The organism is Mesorhizobium sp. B2-1-8, from assembly GCF_006442545.2.
In the GTDB taxonomy this organism is placed as follows: domain Bacteria; phylum Pseudomonadota; class Alphaproteobacteria; order Rhizobiales; family Rhizobiaceae; genus Mesorhizobium.
This window is the reverse complement of record NZ_CP083952.1, coordinates 4,174,058-4,192,325: the sequence shown is the minus strand read 5'-3', so window position 1 is coordinate 4,192,325 and position 18,268 is coordinate 4,174,058. Positions and strand designations below refer to the sequence as shown.

At 62.1% G+C, this 18,268-nt stretch carries 15 protein-coding genes; 9 read left to right on the top strand and 6 right to left on the bottom strand.

The window, feature by feature from the left end; all coding sequences use genetic code 11:
* Positions 1–5: 5 nt before the first annotated feature.
* The 4 genes from FJ970_RS20460 to FJ970_RS20445 all read left to right on the top strand — a co-directional run bounded on the left by FJ970_RS20460 (position 6) and on the right by FJ970_RS20445 (position 4,784).
* Positions 6–986, top strand: coding sequence for an RluA family pseudouridine synthase (locus FJ970_RS20460; protein ID WP_140758605.1), 981 nt, complete (start codon positions 6–8; stop codon positions 984–986).
* 47 nt (positions 987–1,033) lie between these two features.
* Positions 1,034–1,906 (top strand): DMT family transporter, encoded by an 873-nt coding sequence (locus tag FJ970_RS20455; RefSeq protein WP_181178569.1) that lies wholly within the window; start codon positions 1,034–1,036, stop codon positions 1,904–1,906.
* Between the two features lie 12 nt (positions 1,907–1,918).
* Complete coding sequence (locus tag FJ970_RS20450; protein WP_140758607.1) at positions 1,919–2,710, top strand: ATP12 family chaperone protein; 792 nt, start codon at positions 1,919–1,921, stop codon at positions 2,708–2,710.
* A 184-nt stretch (positions 2,711–2,894) separates the two neighbouring features.
* The gene (locus FJ970_RS20445) at positions 2,895–4,784 is read left to right on the top strand and encodes an MFS transporter (protein WP_140758608.1); all 1,890 of its coding nucleotides are present in this window, start codon (positions 2,895–2,897) and stop codon (positions 4,782–4,784) included.
* An 82-nt stretch (positions 4,785–4,866) separates the two neighbouring features.
* Here FJ970_RS20445 and FJ970_RS20440 read toward each other — a convergent pair whose 3' ends face one another.
* Positions 4,867–5,061 carry a DUF2735 domain-containing protein gene (locus FJ970_RS20440; protein WP_140758609.1) on the bottom strand — a complete coding sequence of 65 codons (195 nt, stop codon included), beginning with the start codon at positions 5,059–5,061 and terminating at the stop codon, positions 4,867–4,869.
* A 312-nt stretch (positions 5,062–5,373) separates the two neighbouring features.
* Here FJ970_RS20440 and FJ970_RS20435 point away from each other — a divergent pair, with 312 nt between their 5' ends.
* Positions 5,374–6,414: a glutamine synthetase beta-grasp domain-containing protein gene (locus FJ970_RS20435; RefSeq protein WP_140758610.1), complete on the top strand. Its 1,041-nt coding sequence runs from the start codon at positions 5,374–5,376 to the stop codon at positions 6,412–6,414.
* Between the two features lie 741 nt (positions 6,415–7,155).
* Here the strand turns inward: FJ970_RS20435 and glnA are convergent.
* Positions 7,156–8,565: a type I glutamate--ammonia ligase gene (gene glnA / locus FJ970_RS20430; RefSeq protein ID WP_006205431.1), complete on the bottom strand. Its 1,410-nt coding sequence runs from the start codon at positions 8,563–8,565 to the stop codon at positions 7,156–7,158.
* 66 nt (positions 8,566–8,631) lie between these two features.
* On the bottom strand, positions 8,632–8,970 hold the full coding sequence (locus FJ970_RS20425; RefSeq protein WP_006205430.1) for a P-II family nitrogen regulator: 339 nt from the start codon (positions 8,968–8,970) through the stop codon (positions 8,632–8,634).
* Positions 8,971–9,327: 357 nt separating this feature from the next.
* Here FJ970_RS20425 and FJ970_RS20420 point away from each other — a divergent pair, with 357 nt between their 5' ends.
* A complete protein-coding gene (locus tag FJ970_RS20420) occupies positions 9,328–10,851 on the top strand; it encodes an NAD(P)H-hydrate dehydratase (RefSeq protein WP_140758611.1) in 1,524 nt (507 codons plus the stop codon).
* Between the two features lie 26 nt (positions 10,852–10,877).
* Here FJ970_RS20420 and FJ970_RS20415 read toward each other — a convergent pair whose 3' ends face one another.
* The gene (locus tag FJ970_RS20415; RefSeq protein WP_140758612.1) at positions 10,878–12,410 is read right to left on the bottom strand and encodes an acyl-CoA carboxylase subunit beta; all 1,533 of its coding nucleotides are present in this window, start codon (positions 12,408–12,410) and stop codon (positions 10,878–10,880) included.
* A 410-nt stretch (positions 12,411–12,820) separates the two neighbouring features.
* Here FJ970_RS20415 and FJ970_RS20410 point away from each other — a divergent pair, with 410 nt between their 5' ends.
* Entirely contained in the window at positions 12,821–14,245 is a 1,425-nt protein-coding gene (locus FJ970_RS20410; protein WP_140758613.1) for a DEAD/DEAH box helicase, read from the top strand.
* Between the two features lie 105 nt (positions 14,246–14,350).
* Here FJ970_RS20410 and FJ970_RS20405 read toward each other — a convergent pair whose 3' ends face one another.
* Entirely contained in the window at positions 14,351–15,325 is a 975-nt protein-coding gene (locus tag FJ970_RS20405) for an alpha/beta hydrolase (RefSeq protein ID WP_140758614.1), read from the bottom strand.
* Between the two features lie 86 nt (positions 15,326–15,411).
* Entirely contained in the window at positions 15,412–16,233 is an 822-nt protein-coding gene (locus FJ970_RS20400) for an SDR family oxidoreductase (RefSeq protein ID WP_140758615.1), read from the bottom strand.
* Positions 16,234–16,459: 226 nt separating this feature from the next.
* Between FJ970_RS20400 and FJ970_RS20395 the strand changes: the two genes are divergently transcribed.
* Both FJ970_RS20395 and FJ970_RS20390 read left to right on the top strand, forming a co-directional pair.
* On the top strand, positions 16,460–17,494 hold the full coding sequence (locus FJ970_RS20395; RefSeq protein WP_140758616.1) for a cysteine synthase A: 1,035 nt from the start codon (positions 16,460–16,462) through the stop codon (positions 17,492–17,494).
* On the top strand, positions 17,494–18,237 hold the full coding sequence (locus tag FJ970_RS20390) for an alanyl-tRNA editing protein (RefSeq protein WP_140758726.1): 744 nt from the start codon (positions 17,494–17,496) through the stop codon (positions 18,235–18,237). The genes FJ970_RS20395 and FJ970_RS20390 overlap by 1 nt, the downstream gene beginning before the upstream one ends.
* Positions 18,238–18,268 lie beyond the last annotated feature (31 nt).

Genomic DNA, 18,268 nt, shown 5'->3' with positions numbered 1-18,268 from the left:
AAAACATGGCAGGCGTTGAACAGATCACGGTGGAGGCCGGCGAGGCGGGCATGCGGCTCGATCGCTGGTTCAAAACGCATTTCCCGGGTCTTGGCTTCGGCCATCTGCAGAAACTGCTGCGCTCCGGCCAGATCCGCGTCGATGGCGGCCGGGTCAAGGCCGACACCCGTGTCGAGCCGGGCCAGATGGTGCGTGTACCGCCGCTCGAGGTGGACAAGAAGGGCGAGAGCGCGCTGACGGGTCACTCGATCCGCAACCAGGGCGACGCCGATGTACTCGCCAAGATGCTGATCCATGAGGACCCTAAGGTCTTCGTCTTCAACAAGCCGGCGGGCCTCGCCGTTCAGGGCGGCTCCGGCGTCACGCGCAATGTCGACGACATGCTGGAAGCCTGGCGCAACCAGAAGGGCGAGAAGCCGCGGCTGGTGCATCGGCTCGACCGCGATACGTCGGGCGTGCTGGTCGTCGCCCGCACCAGGCTGGCCGCCATGAAGCTCTCCGAGGCGTTCCGGGCGCGGGAAACCAAGAAGACCTACTGGGCGCTGGTCAAGGGCGTGCCGCCCAAGCGAGAGGACAAGATCTCGACCTGGCTGATCAAGGAGGCTACGCCGGACGGCGACCGTGTGCGCGTCGCCGCCCATGGTGAAAAGGGCGCCGACCATGCCGTGTCCTACTACCGCATCATCGAGCAGGCGGCGCAGACCATGACCTGGTTGGAGATGGAGCCTTACACGGGACGCACCCACCAGCTCCGCGTCCATGCCGCCTATATCGGCTGCCCGATCATCGGCGATCCGAAATACTTCGAAGCCGACACCAACTGGGATTTTCCCGGCGGCATTCAAAACCGCCTGCACCTGCACGCGCGCCGCATCATTATTCCGCACCCGGACAAGGGCGTCATCGACGTCACCGCGCCGATGCCGCCGCATATGCGCCAGAGCTGGAACCTGATCGGCTTCGACGACGCCAGCGCTGAGGATTGACCGTGAGCGACGCCACCGACGCGCTCGATCGGCGCGACACGGTCGACATGGCGGCGGCCGCCATCATGGTCGGCCTGACCTTTTCCTGGGGCCTGAACTACGTCGCCGCCAAGATCTCCTATGCCGGCTACGACCCCGTCTTCCTGTCGATCGCACGTTCGGTCATCGGTGGTTTCTGCGTCTTTCTCTGGTGCCGCTGGCGCGGCATTGCGCTGTTCACCAGGGATGGGACATTGCTGGCCGGCATCGCGGTCGGCGTGCTTTTCGGCATCGAGTTCCTTTGCCTCTATGTCGGCCTGGAGCACACGACCGTGGCCCGCAACACGCTGCTGGTCAACTCGATGCCGTTCTGGATGCTGATCGGCGGCCATTTCCTGCTCGGCGAACAGATCACCACGCGCAAGTTCCTTGGCCTGCTGTTGGCCTTTGCCGGTCTTGCCACCGTTTTTTCCGACAAGCTCGGCGGTGGCGGAGACATGCTGTTCGGCGATCTCCTAAGCCTTGTTTCCGGGTTTTTCTGGGCATTGACCAATATCCTCATCAAACGATCGAAACTGGTCGAGGCAAGCGCGGAGAAGCTGCTGCTCTATCAACTCGCCGGCGCCGCAATCGTTGGCGTGTTGGTGATGCCTCTCGCCGGCCCGCCGGTTCGCGATCCAGCCTTGGTGCCGACATTGGCACTGCTTTTCCAGGCGATCTATATCGTCGCCTTTACCTACGTGCTGTGGTTCTGGCTGCTGCGCCGCTATCCCGCCGCGGGCCTGTCTAGCTTCACCTTCCTGTCGCCGGTCTTCGGTGTTTTATGCGGTGCGATCATCTTGAACGAGCCGCTGACCATCCGCATCTTTCTGGCACTTGGCTTGATTGCGGCGGGGCTGATCATCGTCAACCGGCCGGCACGCAAGCTGACACCGGTGTGAGAAAGTTTCTTCATGCGTGACATCCTCAACGACCTCGAAGCGGGCAAGTATCTTTCCGATCCGGATCCGGTGCGTCGCGCCCAGATCCAGATGAAGACACCGCTGCCCAAACGCTTCTACAAGGAGGTCTCGTTCGCGCCGGTGGAAGCCGGCTTTGCCGTGCAACTCGACAGCAGGCCGGTGCGCACGCCGGGCAAGGCTCTGCTGGCGCTGCCGACCGAGGCGGCCGCGGCGCTGGTTGCCGCCGAGTTCGCCGAACAGGGCGAGACGATCAATCCGGTGACGATGCCGGTGATGCGGCTGGTCAATACCGCCATCGATGGCGTGGCCAGCGATCTGCAGGCGGTGCTGGAAGACATTCTGCGGTTTGCCTCGTCGGATCTGCTCTGTTACCGCGCCGACGCCCCGCAAGGGCTGGTCGAGCGCCAGAACGAGCAGTGGGATCCCGTCATCGACTGGGCACGCACCGCATTTGGGGTTCGCTTCAACCTTGCCGAAGGCATCATCCATGTCGAGCAGCCGCGCGAAACCATTGCCGTGCTGGGCAGCCATATGGCTCAGCGCACCGAGCCGCTGCGCCTAGCCGCCATTCATGTCATGACTTCGCTGACCGGGTCGGCATTGCTGGCGTTGGCTGTCGATTTCGGCGAGCTCGACGGCGAGCAGGCCTGGGCCGCCGGCCATGTCGACGAGGACTGGCAGATCGCGCAGTGGGGACAGGACGCCGAAGCAGTCGCGCGTCGTGCCGCCCGCAAACGAGACATGATGGCCGCCGTCAAATTGCTCGAAGCGCTGCGGGCCTGAGCGCTTCGCGCCGCCTTCGCACTGCACCTAATACCAAAGTCATAATCCCATCGTCGCGGTGCCTTTCCCCGGCGCTTTCTGCCATTTCTCTTGTGCTGGCTGCGTTTTTTGAGTCCGCGTTCGGAGGAGAACGCGGACGGTGGCGCACAGCATCGAGGACTGGGTCTCACGGGAGGATAACTCAATGGCAATGGCATCGACCGCCCGCGGAACGAGCCGCGGCATGACGCGGGAGGAGAAGAAGGTCATCTTCGCTTCCTCGCTCGGCACCGTTTTCGAATGGTACGATTTCTATCTCTACGGCTCGCTGGCGGCTTTCATCGGCTCGACCTTTTTCAGTCCGACGATTCCCGAGGCAACGCGCAACATCTTCGCGCTGCTGGCCTTTGCCGCCGGCTTCCTGGTGCGCCCGTTCGGCGCGTTGCTGTTCGGTCGCATCGGCGACCTCGTCGGTCGCAAATATACGTTCCTGGTCACCATGACGATCATGGGTCTGTCGACCTTCCTGGTCGGTCTGCTGCCCGGCTATGCAACCTTGGGCATCGCGGCTCCTGTGATCCTGATCGTCCTGCGCATGCTGCAGGGCTTGGCGCTGGGCGGCGAATATGGTGGTGCGGCGACCTATGTCGCCGAGCACGCGCCCGATGACCGCCGCGGCTTCTACACCTCATGGATCCAGACGACAGCGACACTCGGCCTGTTCCTGTCGCTGATCGTGATCCTGATCGTGCAGGGATCGTTGAGCAAGGAGACGTACGCCGCCTGGGGCTGGCGCATTCCTTTCATCGTCTCTTTCCTGCTGCTCGCCGTTTCGATCTGGATCCGGTTGTCTCTCTCGGAGTCCCCGACCTTCCAGAAGATGAAGGACGAAGGCAGGGGCTCCAAGGCGCCGCTCTCGGAGGCCTTTGGCCAGTGGAAGAACGCCAAGATCGCGCTCCTGGCGCTGCTCGGCCTCACCGCCGGTCAGGCCGTCGTCTGGTACAATGGCCAGTTCTACGCGCTGTTCTTCCTGCAGAACGTGCTGAAGGTCGATGCCCAGTCGGTCAACATCATGATCGCCATCGCGCTGGCGCTCGGCTCGATCTTCTTCGTCGTGTTCGGCTGGCTCTCCGACAAGATCGGTCGCAAGCCGATCATCATGGCTGGCCTTGCGCTCGCCGTCGTCTGCACCTTCCCACTGTTCAAGGCGTTGACCTGGGCCGCCAATCCGGCGCTCGCCAAGGCACAACAGAGCACTCGGGCAACGGTGACGGCGGCCCCCGGCGACTGCAGGTTCCAGTTCAATCCGGTCGGAACCGCGAAATTCACGACGTCCTGCGACATCGCGACTTCGTTTCTGACCAAGAACTCGGTTCCGTACGACGTGGTGTCGACGGCTACGCCCGGGACGGCTGCGTCAGTCAAGATTGGTACAGAGACGGTGGCGTCCTACGACGCGGTCGCCGCCGGCGATCAGGCCAAGTCCAAGGACGCGGCCTTCGTCAAGGCCGTCAACATGTCCCTGCAGGACAACGGTTATCCGCTGAAGCGTGCGGCGACCAAGGTTGCGGACCAGAAACTCGATGCGTTTGTTGCCGCGAACCCGGAACTGAAGCTGGACGCTGCCGCAATCCGAGCCGGTGAGAAGGCGACCGTGCCGATTGATCAGGCGGTCAAGGACAAGCTCTTGACCATCGACGAGGCAGCGGGTGCACCCGAGGTCACCGTCTACAACATACCGGGCGGCGGTGCCTTTGCCATGTTCGCCGATCCGGCAGCGGTGAACTGGCCGATGACAATCGGCATCCTGTTCATCCTGGTGCTGTTCGTGACCATGGTCTACGGGCCGATCGCGGCGATCCTTGTCGAGATGTTCCCGACCCGCATTCGCTACACCGGCATGTCGTTGCCCTATCACATCGGCAATGGCTGGTTCGGCGGCCTGCTGCCGGCGACGGTGTTCGCGCTCAGCGCCTACAAGGGCGACATCTACTACGGCCTTTGGTATCCGGTGGTGATCGCGGCGTTCACGCTGGTCATCGGCATGATCTTCGTCAAGGACACGCTCGGAACAGACCTGCACACCAAGCAGTAGAGCCGGTCGGCCGATACGAACGAAAAGCCCGGCGCGAGCGATCGCGCCGGGCTTCTTCATATGAGATCGACGTGGAAGGGCTTCAGCTCTTCCGTTGCGGGTTTTCTGCCTCGACGGCGGCCTCGTGATACCAGCCATCAAAATCGGTATGCTCGCCGCGAAGCGCGGCAAGCTCTGCCGCGAATTTGGCCTTGGCGCCTAAAGTTAAGGCAGACTTGCGCGCTGCCAGTGGGAACATCAGGATTTTCGCCGACGGACGCGACTGCGTGACTTGCATTGCCGGTCTCCCTACTTTTTCAGAAGCTAGCCGATTCAATTCTCATCAAAATAGGTTCTGCGAGTCATTTAGGCAATATGCCTACGAAAAGATCATTATTTGCCTAGCATTTAAGCAATATTGCAGTTTGGACGATCTTGACGCATTGCTGAGACGGCTCAGCAAAATCAAAGCCTTGGCATGACCATTTTGCCGCACCCCGCGAAAGCCGAGTGGCACACGAATTGCTTTTTAATCATCGGCAGGCCGGCCTGTTTCGGCCATGCATCGACATCGCCTGCTTGCGGTGTCCAAGCAACGAGAGGCTCTAGAATGACCAAATACAAGCTCGAGTATATCTGGCTCGATGGATACACCCCGGTCCCCAATCTTCGCGGCAAGACGCAGATCAAGGAATTCGCCGAGTTCCCGACGCTCGAGCAGCTGCCGCTGTGGGGCTTCGACGGGTCCTCGACGCAGCAGGCCGAGGGGCACAGCTCCGATTGCGTGCTGAAGCCGGTCGCCGTCTATCCGGATCCGGCCCGCACCAACGGCGTGCTCGTCATGTGCGAAGTCATGATGCCCGATGGCGTTACGCCGCACGCATCCAACAAGCGCGCCACCATCCTCGACGACGAAGGCGCCTGGTTCGGCTTCGAGCAGGAGTATTTCTTCTACAAGGATGGCCGTCCGCTCGGCTTCCCCGAGAGCGGCTATCCCGCACCGCAGGGTCCGTACTATACCGGCGTCGGCTATTCGAATGTCGGCTCCGTTGCGCGTCAGATCGTCGAGGAGCATCTCGATCTCTGCCTTGCGGCCGGCATCAACCACGAAGGCATCAACGCCGAAGTGGCCAAGGGCCAGTGGGAATTCCAGATTTTCGGCAAGGGTTCCAAGAAGGCCGCCGACCAGATGTGGATGGCCCGCTATCTGATGCAGCGCCTGACCGAAAAGTACGGCATCGACATCGAATACCACTGCAAGCCGCTCGGCGACACCGACTGGAACGGCTCGGGCATGCATGCCAATTTCTCGACGTCCTATATGCGTGAAGTCGGCGGCAAGGCCTATTTCGAAGCGCTGATGGCGGCCTTCGACAAGAACCTGATGGACCACATCGCCGTCTACGGCCCGGACAACGACAAGCGTTTGACCGGCAAGCACGAGACCGCGCCGTGGAACAGGTTCAGCTATGGCATCGCCGATCGCGGCGCCTCGATCCGCGTCCCGCATTCGTTCGTCAAGAACGACTACAAGGGCTATTTGGAAGACCGCCGCCCGAACTCGCAGGGCGATCCCTACCAGATCGCCTCGCAGATCCTGAAGACGATCGCTTCGGTGCCGGCGAGCGCAGAGGTTTCGGCCGCCGCCTGATCCTCTTTGTGGCGCGGGCAACTCCGCGCCACACACGGATGCTCATTGTGGAAAAGGCCCGGACGGAAACGCCCGGGCCTTTTGCCGGATTGGCCCGGAGCGTCGAATTCCCCCAAAAAAAGTCAGGTTGAAAAGGGACGAGCAACTTTGGCGAAACCAGGGGCTTTGGTCGGCGCCTCTTGCCGCCACTCGTCTCGTGCGTTTCCGAGTTTCGTTGAAAAAGCCCGGAAAACAGCCTGTTTCAGCTCGTCCGTACACCAACGATCCTTATATAAGCCACTGTTCATACATCGAAATCAGCGATTTATGCCTCCATCTGGTGGCGTTGACAGGCCACGCCGCCGCATGCGTATTCGTGGCCTCGGGGTTACGCCAAAGCGATGCTGTTCGAACGGGGCGGGGGTTTCGTGAACGACGGCATTGGCGGGGGCGCCGGACGAGCGGGCATTGCAGCCTGAGGCAGTGTGCCGCTCGCTCCTGGCGTTTGATTGCGCCCGAAAGGCCATCCGCCAACTTGCTTGAACGGGGCGCTGGGTGGGTCTTGCCACCTTGACCTGGGGTCTTCTGCCTGCGGCCACAAAGCCTGGCTGCTCCAGCTGTGATGCGTCCCCAAAAAAAGCAAGTTGACCATCGTTGCGGGCTGGCCGCACGCCATCCATTGATGGGGCCCGTTGGATCAGCAAAAAAGCCCTTGAAGGGGGAAATCCTTCAAGGGCTTTGAAACACCTTCCGAACGGAACCTTACACCGAATAGTACATGTCGTATTCGACTGGGTGCGGGGTCATTTCGAAGCGCATCACTTCGGCCATCTTGAGCTCGATATAGCTGTCGATCTGATCGTCGTCGAAGACGCCGCCGGCCTTCAGGAAGCCTCGGTCCTTGTCGAGGCTCTGCAGCGCTTCGCGCAGCGAACCACAGACGGTCGGGATCTTCTTCAGCTCCTTCGGCGGCAGGTCGTAGAGATCCTTGTCCATCGGCTGTCCCGGATGGATCTTGTTCTTGATGCCGTCGAGGCCGGCCATCAGCATGGCGGCGAAAGCGAGATAGGGGTTCGCGCCCGGATCCGGGAAGCGGACCTCGACGCGCTTGGCCTTCGGTGAACTGCCGAACGGGATGCGGCAGGACGCCGAACGGTTGCGCGCCGAATAGGCGAGCAGCACCGGCGCCTCGTAGCCCGGCACCAGACGCTTGTAGGAGTTGGTCAGCGGGTTGGTGAAGGCATTGATCGCCTTGGCATGTTTGATGATGCCGCCGATGTAAAACAAGCAGCTCTCCGACAGACCGGCATATTCGTTGCCGGCGAAGGTCGGCTTGCCGCCCTTCCAGATCGACTGGTGGACGTGCATGCCCGAGCCATTGTCGCCGAAGATCGGCTTCGGCATGAAGGTCGCCGTCTTGCCATAGGCGTTGGCGACCTGGTGCACGACGTACTTGTAGATCAGCATCTTGTCGGCGTTGCGGACCAGCGTGTCGAACTTGATGCCGAGCTCGTGCTGGGCGGCGGCCACCTCGTGGTGATGCTTTTCGACGCGGACCCCCATTTCGGCCAGCACCGTCAGCATTTCGGAGCGCATGTCCTGTGCCGAATCGATCGGCGGCACCGGGAAATAGCCGCCCTTGATGCGCGGGCGGTGGCCGAGATTGCCGGTCTCGTAATCGGTGTCGTCATTCGACGGCAGTTCGGTCGAGTCGAGCCTGAAGCCGGTGTTGTAGGGATCGGCCTTGTACTTGACGTCATCGAACACGAAGAATTCGGCTTCCGGACCGACATAGATGGTGTCGCCGATGCCTTCCGACTTCATGTAAGCCTCGGCCTTCTTGGCCGTGCCGCGCGGATCGCGGTTGTAGGATTCGCCCGAGACCGGATCCAGGATGTCGCACAGGATGACCATGGTCGACTGCGCGAAGAACGGATCCATGTGGACCGTGTCCGGATCGGGCATCAGCACCATGTCGGACTCGTTGATGGCCTTCCAGCCGGCGATCGAGGAGCCGTCGAACATGACGCCGTCGGCGAACATGTCTTCCTCGACCTCGACGACATCCATGGTCACGTGCTGCAGCTTGCCCTTCGGGTCGGTGAAGCGCAGGTCGACGAATTTCACGTCGTTGTCCTTGATCTGCTTCATGATGTCTTTGGCTGTCGTCATGTCATGTATCCCTGTGTGCTGACGTTTTTTGATGGATGACGTTTCTTAGAGGATGGCCGGGTCGGATCAAACCGCGTCCATTCCGGTTTCGCCGGTGCGGATGCGCACGACTTCCTCGATGTTGGAGACGAAGATCTTGCCGTCGCCGATGCGGCCGGTCTGGGCCGCCTTGCGGATGGCCTCGATCGCGCCTTCCACGGCATCGTCGCCGAGCACGACCTCGATCTTCACCTTGGGCAGGAAGTCGACGACATATTCGGCGCCGCGGTAGAGTTCGGTGTGACCCTTCTGGCGCCCGAAACCCTTGGCCTCGGTCACGGTGATGCCTTGCAGTCCGGCCTCCTGAAGCGCTTCCTTCACTTCGTCCAGCTTGAATGGCTTGATGATCGCTTCGATCTTTTTCATGTAAAAAGTGGCCTCCACTGCCAAAAAAACGGGTTGTGAGCCCCCGCTTGCGCCTCAATCAAGCACGAACTGTGCCAGTCGGAGGGAACAGAAGCGGTGTGATACGATTTCAAATCCATGTCACCCCCAGATGCAAATTCGCGTCGTTCGCTGCATTGGAAGCGGCATGAATGGCCGTAGCCTATCCGGCGCCACCGTGCATGTCTGCCCAATGTCTGGGCAAATTGCTCATCTGGCGGGCAGCTTGGTGCCTTCGATCCTCGCGCTGATCGACGTGGTCATGACAGTGCCAGCTCCTCCCTGTTTGCGTCGGATCGAAAACTGGACAATGCTTGATCGAATGCGGATCGGCAATCCATGAGCCACGAACTTCTTACTTCCGCCGAGATGGGCGAAGCGGATCGGCTGACAATTGCAGCGGGTCCAACCGACGGCATTGGATTGATGCGCCGTGCAGGGCAAGCCGTCGCGGCCGAAGTGCTCAGGCGCTATCCTGCGGCGGCGCACGTCCACGTGTTGTGCGGCCCGGGCAACAATGGTGGCGACGGCTACGTCGTCGCTCGCATCCTGGCTGGCAGCGCCACCACGGTCTGGGCGTCTGGCCCGCCGAGGCCGGATAGCGACGCGGCACTCGCCGCCGCGGAATGCCCAATCAAGCCCCGGCCGCTATCGGATTTTGATGCAGGTCTCGGCTCGATCGTGGTCGATGCGCTTTACGGGGCTGGGCTGTCCAAGCCGCTGTCGGGCGAGGCCGCCAGGGCGGTCGATCTGGTCACCGACCTGCATCTGCCGGTTGTCGCGGTCGACCTGCCTTCCGGCATCTCCGGCGACAGCGGCAAGGTGCTCGGCACATCGTTTTCAGCCGACCTCACCGTGACCTTTGCGCGCAAGAAGCCCGGCCATCTGCTCCTGCCGGGCCGGGAACGATGCGGAGAGATCGTGCTCGCCGATATCGGCATCGGCGCGCAGATCATTGCAAGGCTCCAGCCCCGGACATTCGAGAACGGACCGGCACTTTGGTTGCGCGATTTGCCGGTGCCGGCCGTCGACGCGCACAAATACAAGCGCGGCCATGTCGGTGTCTTTTCCGGTGGCCCCGATGCCACGGGCGCGGCGCGGCTCTCGGCGCTCGCCGCTGCCCGAAGCGGGGCAGGGGCGGTGACGGTTCTGTCGCCGGGCAACGCCATGCAGGTCAATGCCGCGCACCTGACTTCGATCATGTTGCGCAGGGCCGACGACGCTGCCGACATTGAGACATTTGTCGGCGAGCGCCGGCCATCGGCCTTTGTTCTCGGGCCCGGCTTTGGCATCGGTGAAAAAACCCGGGCGTTCGCGCTTGCGCTACTCGCGTCGGGCCAGTCGGCGGGCGCCTCCACCGGAATTGACGGCCTGGTCTTCGACGCAGACGCGATCACTTCGTTTCGTGAGGCGCCAGATATTTTGTTCGACGCCGCCCGCAGGCCGGACGCGCCCGCGCTGGTGATGACACCGCATGAAGGCGAGTTCGCCAGGCTGTTTCCTGATATCGCCGATGACAATGCCTTGTCGAAGCTGGACAAGGCACGCGAGGCTGCCGCAGCCGCCAATGCCGTCCTCGTCTACAAGGGCGCCGATACGGTGATCGCCGCTCCGGACGGCAGGGCAGCGATCAATTCCAATGGCGCGGTGTGGCTTGCCACCGCAGGGTCGGGCGACGTGTTGTCCGGCATCACGGCCGGACTGCTTGCCCAGGGCGTGCCGGCTTTCGAAGCGGCCTGCGCGGCGGTCTGGATCCATGCCGAGGCCGGGAGTCGGTTCGGGCCGGGACTGATCGCCGAGGATTTGCCGCTGGCACTGGTGCCGGTGCTGCGCGAACTGGTTGCTGCCGAAAGCGGGCGCTGATCAACCGCAACGCCCGCGACACCAGTTCACAGCGGGATGTTGTCGTGCTTCTTCCAGGGGTTCTGCATGTCCTTGTTGCGCAGCATGCGAAGCGCCCGGGCGATACGGCGGCGGGTCGAGTGCGGCATGATCACCTCGTCGACATAGCCGCGTTCGGCAGCTACGAAAGGCGACAGGAAGCGGTCCTCGTAAGCCTTTGTATGGGCGCCAATTTTTTCGGCATCGCCGATGTCCTTGCGGTAGATGATCTCGACCGCGCCCCTGGCGCCCATCACCGCGATCTGCGCCGTCGGCCAGGCATAGTTCATATCGCCGCGCAGATGCTTTGACGCCATGACGTCATAAGCGCCGCCATAGGCTTTGCGGGTGATGACGGTGATCTTCGGCACGGTCGCCTCGGCATAGGCGAAGAGCAGCTTGGCGCCATGCTTGATCAGCCCGCCATACTCCTGCGCGGTGCCCGGCAGAAAGCCGGGAACATCGACGAAGGTAACGATGGGAATAGAAAAACAGTCGCAGAAGCGCACGAAGCGTGCCGCCTTGCGGCTGGCGTCGGAATCGAGCACGCCCGCCAGCACCATTGGCTGGTTGGCGACGAAGCCGACCGTGCGGCCCTCGACCCGGCCGAAACCGGTGACGATGTTCTTCGCGAAACTCTGCTGGATCTCGAAGAAATCACCCTCGTCGGCGACCTTCAGGATCAATTCCTTGATGTCGTAGGGCTTGTTGGCATTGTCGGGGATCAGCCGGTCGAGCGACATGTCGTGGTCGGTGACCGACTGGTAGCATTCGATCTCGGGGACCTCGGCCGTGTTGGAAGCTGGCAGCAGGTCAACCAGACGGCGCATCTGCAAGAGTGCTTCGACGTCATTGTCATAGGCGCCGTCGGCGATCGAGGATTTCGTCGTGTGGACTGAAGCACCGCCGAGGCTCTCGGCGGTCACCGTCTCGTTGGTCACGGTCTTCACCACGTCCGGCCCGGTGACGAACATGTAGGAAGTGTCGCGCACCATGAAGATGAAATCGGTCATGGCGGGCGAATAGACGTCACCGCCGGCACAGGGGCCCATGATGACGGAGATTTGCGGAATGACACCCGAAGCGAGCACGTTGCGCTGGAAGATTTCGGCATAGCCGCCAAGGGCTGCTACGCCCTCCTGGATGCGCGCGCCGCCGGCATCGTAGAGACCGATGATCGGCGCCCGGTTGCGCAGCGCCATCTCCTGCACCTTGATGACCTTTTCGGCATGGGCTTCCGACAGCGAGCCGCCGAACACGGTGAAATCCTTGGCGAAGAGATAGACGGGACGGCCGTTGACCGTGCCCCAGCCGGTGACGACGCCATCGCCGGCGATCTTGGTCTTCTCCATGCCGAAATCGGTCGAGCGATGCTCGACATACATGTCGAACTCCTCGAACGAACCTTCGTCGAGAAAGACCTCGATGCGTTCGCGCGCGGTGAGCTTGCCTTTCTTGTGCTGGGCGTCGATGCGCGCCTGGCCGCCACCCATGCGGGCGATGTCGCGCCGCCGCTCGAGTTCCTTCAGCACGTCCTTCATCGCTCGGTCCCCAGAAAACGGAAGCTGCGTTTGTGGTAATGATGCCCGTCGGGGAGCGCAAGCGTCGGCTTTTGGTCCGCTTTTGCTGCGCTGCAACATCGAGCCCTTGCATTTCGGGGCGAACTCAGCCATATGCAGCGACATAGGCGCTTGGGCCGGACTCACCGGCCTTCTCGACGAATGAGACTGGTTGCGTCTGTTTTCCCTCTTTCCGGTATATCGGCCCCTCTTTCCGGTACATCACAAAGCGGCGAAAAAGCCCCGTGGCATGACGCCTGCGGGCACGACAGCGCAGCCGCGCGGACAGTCCTGTCCGCCGCCTTGTCGTTCCATGACAGTTTATCCGACGGCAGGTTGCGCCCTGCCGCCATTGATGTTTGCGGCCAGAGGCCGCGTGAAAGAAGATTATTTTGACCAACGAAAACACTTTGCCCGGCAACGAAACCGCGGAACTCTCCGGTTTCGCGGCGCTGGGAATTACCGGTGCGCTGCTCAAGGCCACCCACAATGCCGGTTTCACCGAACCGAAGCCGATCCAGATGCAGGCGATCCCGCCGCAGCTGGAAGGCCGTGATATTTTCGGCATAGCGCAGACCGGCTCCGGCAAGACCGCGGCCTTCGCTCTGCCGATCCTGTCGAAGATCATCGCGCTCGGCACCAAGCGGCGCGCCAAGACGACCCGGGCGCTGATCCTGGCGCCGACCCGCGAACTCGCCGTGCAGATCGAGGACACCATCAAGATCCTCGCCAAGGGCGCGCATGTTTCGACGGCGCTCGTGCTGGGCGGCGTCTCACGCTTCAGCCAGGTAAAGAAGGTTGCTCCCGGCGTCGATATCCTCATCGCCACGCCCGGCCGGTTGACCGATCTGGTGCGTGAGGGCGACCTCATCCTCTCCGACACCAAATGGCTGGTGCTCGACGAGGGCGATCGCATGCTCGACATGGGCTTCATCAACGACGTCAAGCGCATTGCCAAGGCGACCGCACCCGATCGCCAGACGGCGCTGTTCTCGGCCACCATGCCGGACGAGATCGCTGAACTGGCCAAGGGCCTCTTGAAGAACCCTGTCCGTGTCGAAGTCTCGCCGCAAAGCACCGCGGCCGCCGAAATCGTCCAGGGCGTCGTCTTCGCCCGCACCAAGCAGAAGCGCCAGGTGTTGTCGACGATGCTCGCCGACGCGGCGATGAAGTCCGTCATCATTTTTTCGCGCACCAAGCATGGTGCGGACCGGGTGACCAAGGACCTAGAGCGCGACGGCTTCAAGGCCGCCGTCATCCACGGCAACAAGTCGCAAAATGCCCGTCAGAAGGCATTGAATGACTTCCGCGACGGCTCGGTACGCATCCTGGTCGCAACCGACATCGCGGCGCGCGGTATCGACGTGCCCGGCATCAGCCATGTCGTGAATTTCGATCTGCCGGACGAGGCCGAAAGCTACGTCCATCGCATCGGCCGCACCGGCCGCAACGGCATGGATGGCATCGCGATCACGCTTTGCGATCCTTCGGAGAACAGCAAGCTGCGTCAGGTCGAGCGGATCATCCGCACCAAGCTGCCTGTTGTTGCCGACCACCTCGGCAGCCCCGATCCGGCACGCAATCCGGCGGAAAAGAACGAGCGCTTCGAACCCGCCAACGATCGCAGCGACCGTAATGGTCGCCGCGACGGCCGGCGGCCGGGCGGCGAAAAGAAGCAGAACCACAGCTTCGGCAAGAAGCGCTTCGGCGACAAGCCGGCGTTTGCCGGTGAGCGTAAGCCGGAAGGTGCAAAACCCTTCAAGGGCAACAACAAACGCCGCTTCGGCGGCAAGCGTCCGGCGGCGCGGGCTGCTTGATACGTCTCATGGCGGTCGGCCAATCCGGGTGGTTGGCTGGTGACTGACTAAGCGAAGAAAAGGGCTGATGAAGCAATGCTTCATCAGCCCTTTTCGTCTTGAAGTCTACTTCGCCACCGCTGCGATCCAGACGGCAATCCGTTGCGCCAGGAACGCCGTGGTGGATGGCGACAACGCGTCGCCGGCGATGACATGATTGTCGGGATCGCCAGTGCTTTCGATGGGGACCAGCTCATGCGCTCCACCCCAGCGTGAGGCGATTTCGCGGGTCCGGTCGGGCCGCACCACTCTGTCCAAATCCGAGAAGATGAACAAAGCCGGGATGGTCGCCTTCTCCACGGGCGCGCCATAGGCAAGCTCCGTCAGGGCCTGCATCGGCATTGTCGCGGCGATCGGATATCGGCTGGTCCAGAACTTCTCGTGCAGCGCGTTGCGCGGCACGAAGCTGCGTTCCTTACCGGCGACGAGTTCGGCGATCTGCTTGCCCCATGGCATGGTCAGGATCTCGGCGCCGGATGCCTTCACGCCGAAATTGGGCGAAATGAATGCAATGGCCGCTACTCCGTCCGAAGCTCCGGGCTGCGTTGCGGCCCAGGCCGCCAGCGAGCCGCCGGTCGACGTCGAGATGACGACCACCTTATCGCCGATCGCCCGGCCGATGGCGAGCGCCTCCTCATAGTCGTTGATCCAGGCATTGACGCTGCCTTGCGTCATCGCATCGCCGTCCTGCCCGTGACCGGTGAGGCGGGTGTAGAACAGGTTGGCGTCGAGCTGGTCGGCAACGTCGTCGGGCAAGGGCCGGACCTCGCCCTTCGATGCGGAAAAACCGTGGATGTAGACGATCGACAGCGGCGTCTTGGCGTGCACCATCGGGTTCGCCCAGACGATCTCCTTTTCCAGCCCGTCGCGGATACCGGGCACGGCGGCTTCCACCTTTGCCACATAAGCCTGTGGGTCGTCACCGATGACGGAAGGATCGAAACGGATCGTGGTGTCGACGGGTACGCGTGGACCCAATAGGAAGGCCAGTGCAAGGACGGCGATCAGGCCCAGCACAGCAAGCACGATCCGTCGCCCCATCGCAGACTCCACGCAACAATATTCAAACTATGGCCATGAACAGGCAACGGCCGTTCAGGCAGCCATGCCACCAATCCTGTGGGCATCTACTGGTTGGGCGGTTTGCGCTCGTAATGCAGCGGCCGTGCCTTCCAACTGGTCGTCAGGGTGATCACCCATCTGCATAGCGGCCTTGGCAGCATGCCGAGAAATTTCAGCGGCCAGCTCGTCCGGTACGGGAAGGTGACTTCGAAGCGGCCGGACTTGATTCCCTTCACCATGCGGCGCGTCGCGCGGCCGACCGGCATCAGGCCCGGCATCGGCAGCATGTTCTTTTCGGTCAATGGCGTGTCGACGAAACCGGGGTTTATCACCTGGACGCGGATGTTCATCTTGTCGAAATCATATTTCAGCGACTCGGCCAGGATGTTGATCGCCGCCTTGGTGCCGCCATAGGCGGCCGTGGTCGGCCAGCCGAAATAGGCGGTCACCGAGCCGACCAGGACGACATGGCCACGCGCGCGCACCCGCATATACTCGACCACAGGCACCAGCCCATTGATGATACCGAAATAGTTGACCTCGAAGGAGCGGCGGAAGTCGCGGACAACGAGGGACTCTCCGGGTGTCGCGATATAATTTCCAGCATTGAATATGGCGAGCACAATCGGCCCGAGGTCCTTCTCGATCGCGGCGACCGTTCTTGCCATGCGCAGCTCGTCGGTGACGTCGCAGGGAAAGGACACGACCTTGCCCGGCATCTGCGCGGTCTCGACGATGAGCGTGTCGATCGGATCGTTGTCCAGTGCTGTCACCGCCACGGCATAGCCTTGTGACGCCAGATCCCTGGCCAGCGAGCGGCCGATACCGCTGCTGCCGCCCGTGACCCAGGCGACGCCGTGTTTCGGATCGGCCCGATAGAGTGTCATGCTGCGCCCTGCCGAGTTGTTCGTGCCTTGCTCTAGCGGCGAAGAAATCGAATGAAAAGAGTGCTTCTCGACGCCGGGTGCAAATGAACTGTCCTGTGTCCATCCGGTCCCCAGCGACATCCATACACCGCAGCGCCGGAAATGCGACTGGACCAGACGAATTCTTGCCTTGAAACCGCAGCGTTGGGTTTCTAGGGTTTCGGCGCACGTACACAAGGAATCCTGAATGCCCCGTTCTGTGATCGACGCGATCGGCAACACGCCTCTGATCCGCCTCAATAAAGCTTCCGAAGAGACCGGCTGCGAGATCCTGGGCAAGGCCGAGTTCATGAATCCGGGACAGTCGGTCAAGGATCGCGCCGGCCTTTTCATCATCCGCGACGCCGAACAACGCGGCCTGTTGAAGCCGGGCGGTGTCATCATCGAGGGGACGGCCGGCAACACTGGTATTGGGTTGACGCTCGTCGCCAAGGCGCTCGGCTATCGCACCGTCATCGTCATCCCGGATACGCAGAGCCAGGAAAAGAAGGACACGATCAGGCTGCTCGGTGCCGAACTGATCGAAGTCCCCGCCGTGCCTTACAAGAACCCCAACAACTACGTGAAGCTGTCGGGGCGGCTGGCCGAGCAGATGGCGAGGAGCGAGCCGAACGGCGCCATCTGGGCCAACCAGTTCGACAATGTCGCCAACCGAGATGGCCATATCCGCACCACGGCCGAGGAAATCTGGGCCCAGACCGGCGGCAAGGTCGACGGTTTTGTCTCGGCGGTGGGGTCGGGCGGTACGCTGGCCGGTGTCGGGCTCGGACTGAGGGCCAAGAGCAAGAACGTCAAGATTGCGCTCGCCGACCCTCTCGGCGCCGCCCTCTACAGTTTCTACACCAGCGGCGAACTAAAGTCTGAAGGCAGTTCGATCACCGAAGGCATCGGGCAGGGGCGCATCACCGCTAATCTCGAAGGCTTCACGCCTGACTTCTCCTACCAGATCAAGGATGAGGACGCGCTGCCGATCGTTTTCGACCTGATCCAGGAGGAAGGCCTGTGCGTCGGCGGCTCGACCGGCATCAACATTGCCGGCGCGATGCGGCTGGCCAGGGAATTGGGCCCGGGCCACACCATCGTGACGATCCTCTGTGACTACGGCACGCGCTACCAGTCGAAGCTGTTCAACCCCGAATTCCTGCGTGACAAGAAGCTGCCGGTGCCGGGCTGGATGGAACTGCAGAGCAAGATTTCGGTGCCGTTCGAAAAGGTCGCATGATGGCGCACAAGACAGAAGCGCTGTTTCGCGACGACGCCTATCTCAGGACGGCTGACGCCACGGTCGTCGCCATCAATGAGCGCGGCGGCATCATCCTCGACCGGACCATCTTTTATGCCACCTCGGGCGGTCAACCGGGCGATTCCGGTTATCTCGAACGCGCCGATGGTAGCCGCATCGCGATCGCCGCCACGATCACCGGCGAGACCAAGGACGAGATCATCCATGTCCCGGCACCGGAGCAGGCCACGCCGCAGATCGGCGAGCGGGTGAACCTGGCGATCGACTGGGAGCGTCGGCATCTTCTGATGCGCATGCACGCTGCCTGCCACCTGCTCACCGTCGTCTGTCCGTTCCCGATCACCGGTGCGGCGGTTTCCGAGGACGACAGCCGTGTCGATTTCGACATTCCCGACGCCAGCTTCAGCAAGGAGGAGGTGACGGCGAGCCTGATGGATCTGGTGCGGGCTGATCATCCGATTTTCACCAGGTTGATCAGCGACGAGGAATTGGCCGCGAATCCCGGCCTGGTGAAATCCAAGAATGTCCGACCGCCCGTTGGCACGGGGAAGATCCGCCTGGTCTGCATCGGCGAAAGCGCCTCGGTGGACAGCCAACCCTGCGGCGGCACCCATGTGAAGAGCACCGGCGAAATCGGCGAAATCCACATCGGCAAGATCGAGAAGAAAGGTCGGGAGAACAGGCGCTTCCGCATCCGCTTTGGTCCGATGCCGGCGGCCTGATACGACAAACTTTGCCTGAACCGGAATAGAG

Bases quoted from the DNA above. Each gene is read 5' to 3' on its own strand.
- FJ970_RS20460 (WP_140758605.1), top strand. From the start codon at position 6: ATGGCAGGCGTTGAACAGATCACGGTGGAGGCCGGCGAGGCGGGCATG.
- FJ970_RS20455 (WP_181178569.1), top strand. From the start codon at position 1,034: ATGGCGGCGGCCGCCATCATGGTCGGCCTGACCTTTTCCTGGGGCCTG.
- FJ970_RS20450 (WP_140758607.1), top strand. From the start codon at position 1,919: ATGCGTGACATCCTCAACGACCTCGAAGCGGGCAAGTATCTTTCCGAT.
- FJ970_RS20445 (WP_140758608.1), top strand. From the start codon at position 2,895: ATGGCAATGGCATCGACCGCCCGCGGAACGAGCCGCGGCATGACGCGG.
- FJ970_RS20440 (WP_140758609.1), bottom strand. From the start codon at position 5,061: ATGCAAGTCACGCAGTCGCGTCCGTCGGCGAAAATCCTGATGTTCCCA.
- FJ970_RS20435 (WP_140758610.1), top strand. From the start codon at position 5,374: ATGACCAAATACAAGCTCGAGTATATCTGGCTCGATGGATACACCCCG.
- glnA (WP_006205431.1), bottom strand. From the start codon at position 8,565: ATGACGACAGCCAAAGACATCATGAAGCAGATCAAGGACAACGACGTG.
- FJ970_RS20425 (WP_006205430.1), bottom strand. From the start codon at position 8,970: ATGAAAAAGATCGAAGCGATCATCAAGCCATTCAAGCTGGACGAAGTG.
- FJ970_RS20420 (WP_140758611.1), top strand. From the start codon at position 9,328: ATGAGCCACGAACTTCTTACTTCCGCCGAGATGGGCGAAGCGGATCGG.
- FJ970_RS20415 (WP_140758612.1), bottom strand. From the start codon at position 12,410: ATGAAGGACGTGCTGAAGGAACTCGAGCGGCGGCGCGACATCGCCCGC.
- FJ970_RS20405 (WP_140758614.1), bottom strand. From the start codon at position 15,325: ATGGGGCGACGGATCGTGCTTGCTGTGCTGGGCCTGATCGCCGTCCTT.
- FJ970_RS20400 (WP_140758615.1), bottom strand. From the start codon at position 16,233: ATGACACTCTATCGGGCCGATCCGAAACACGGCGTCGCCTGGGTCACG.
- FJ970_RS20395 (WP_140758616.1), top strand. From the start codon at position 16,460: ATGCCCCGTTCTGTGATCGACGCGATCGGCAACACGCCTCTGATCCGC.
- FJ970_RS20390 (WP_140758726.1), top strand. From the start codon at position 17,494: ATGGCGCACAAGACAGAAGCGCTGTTTCGCGACGACGCCTATCTCAGG.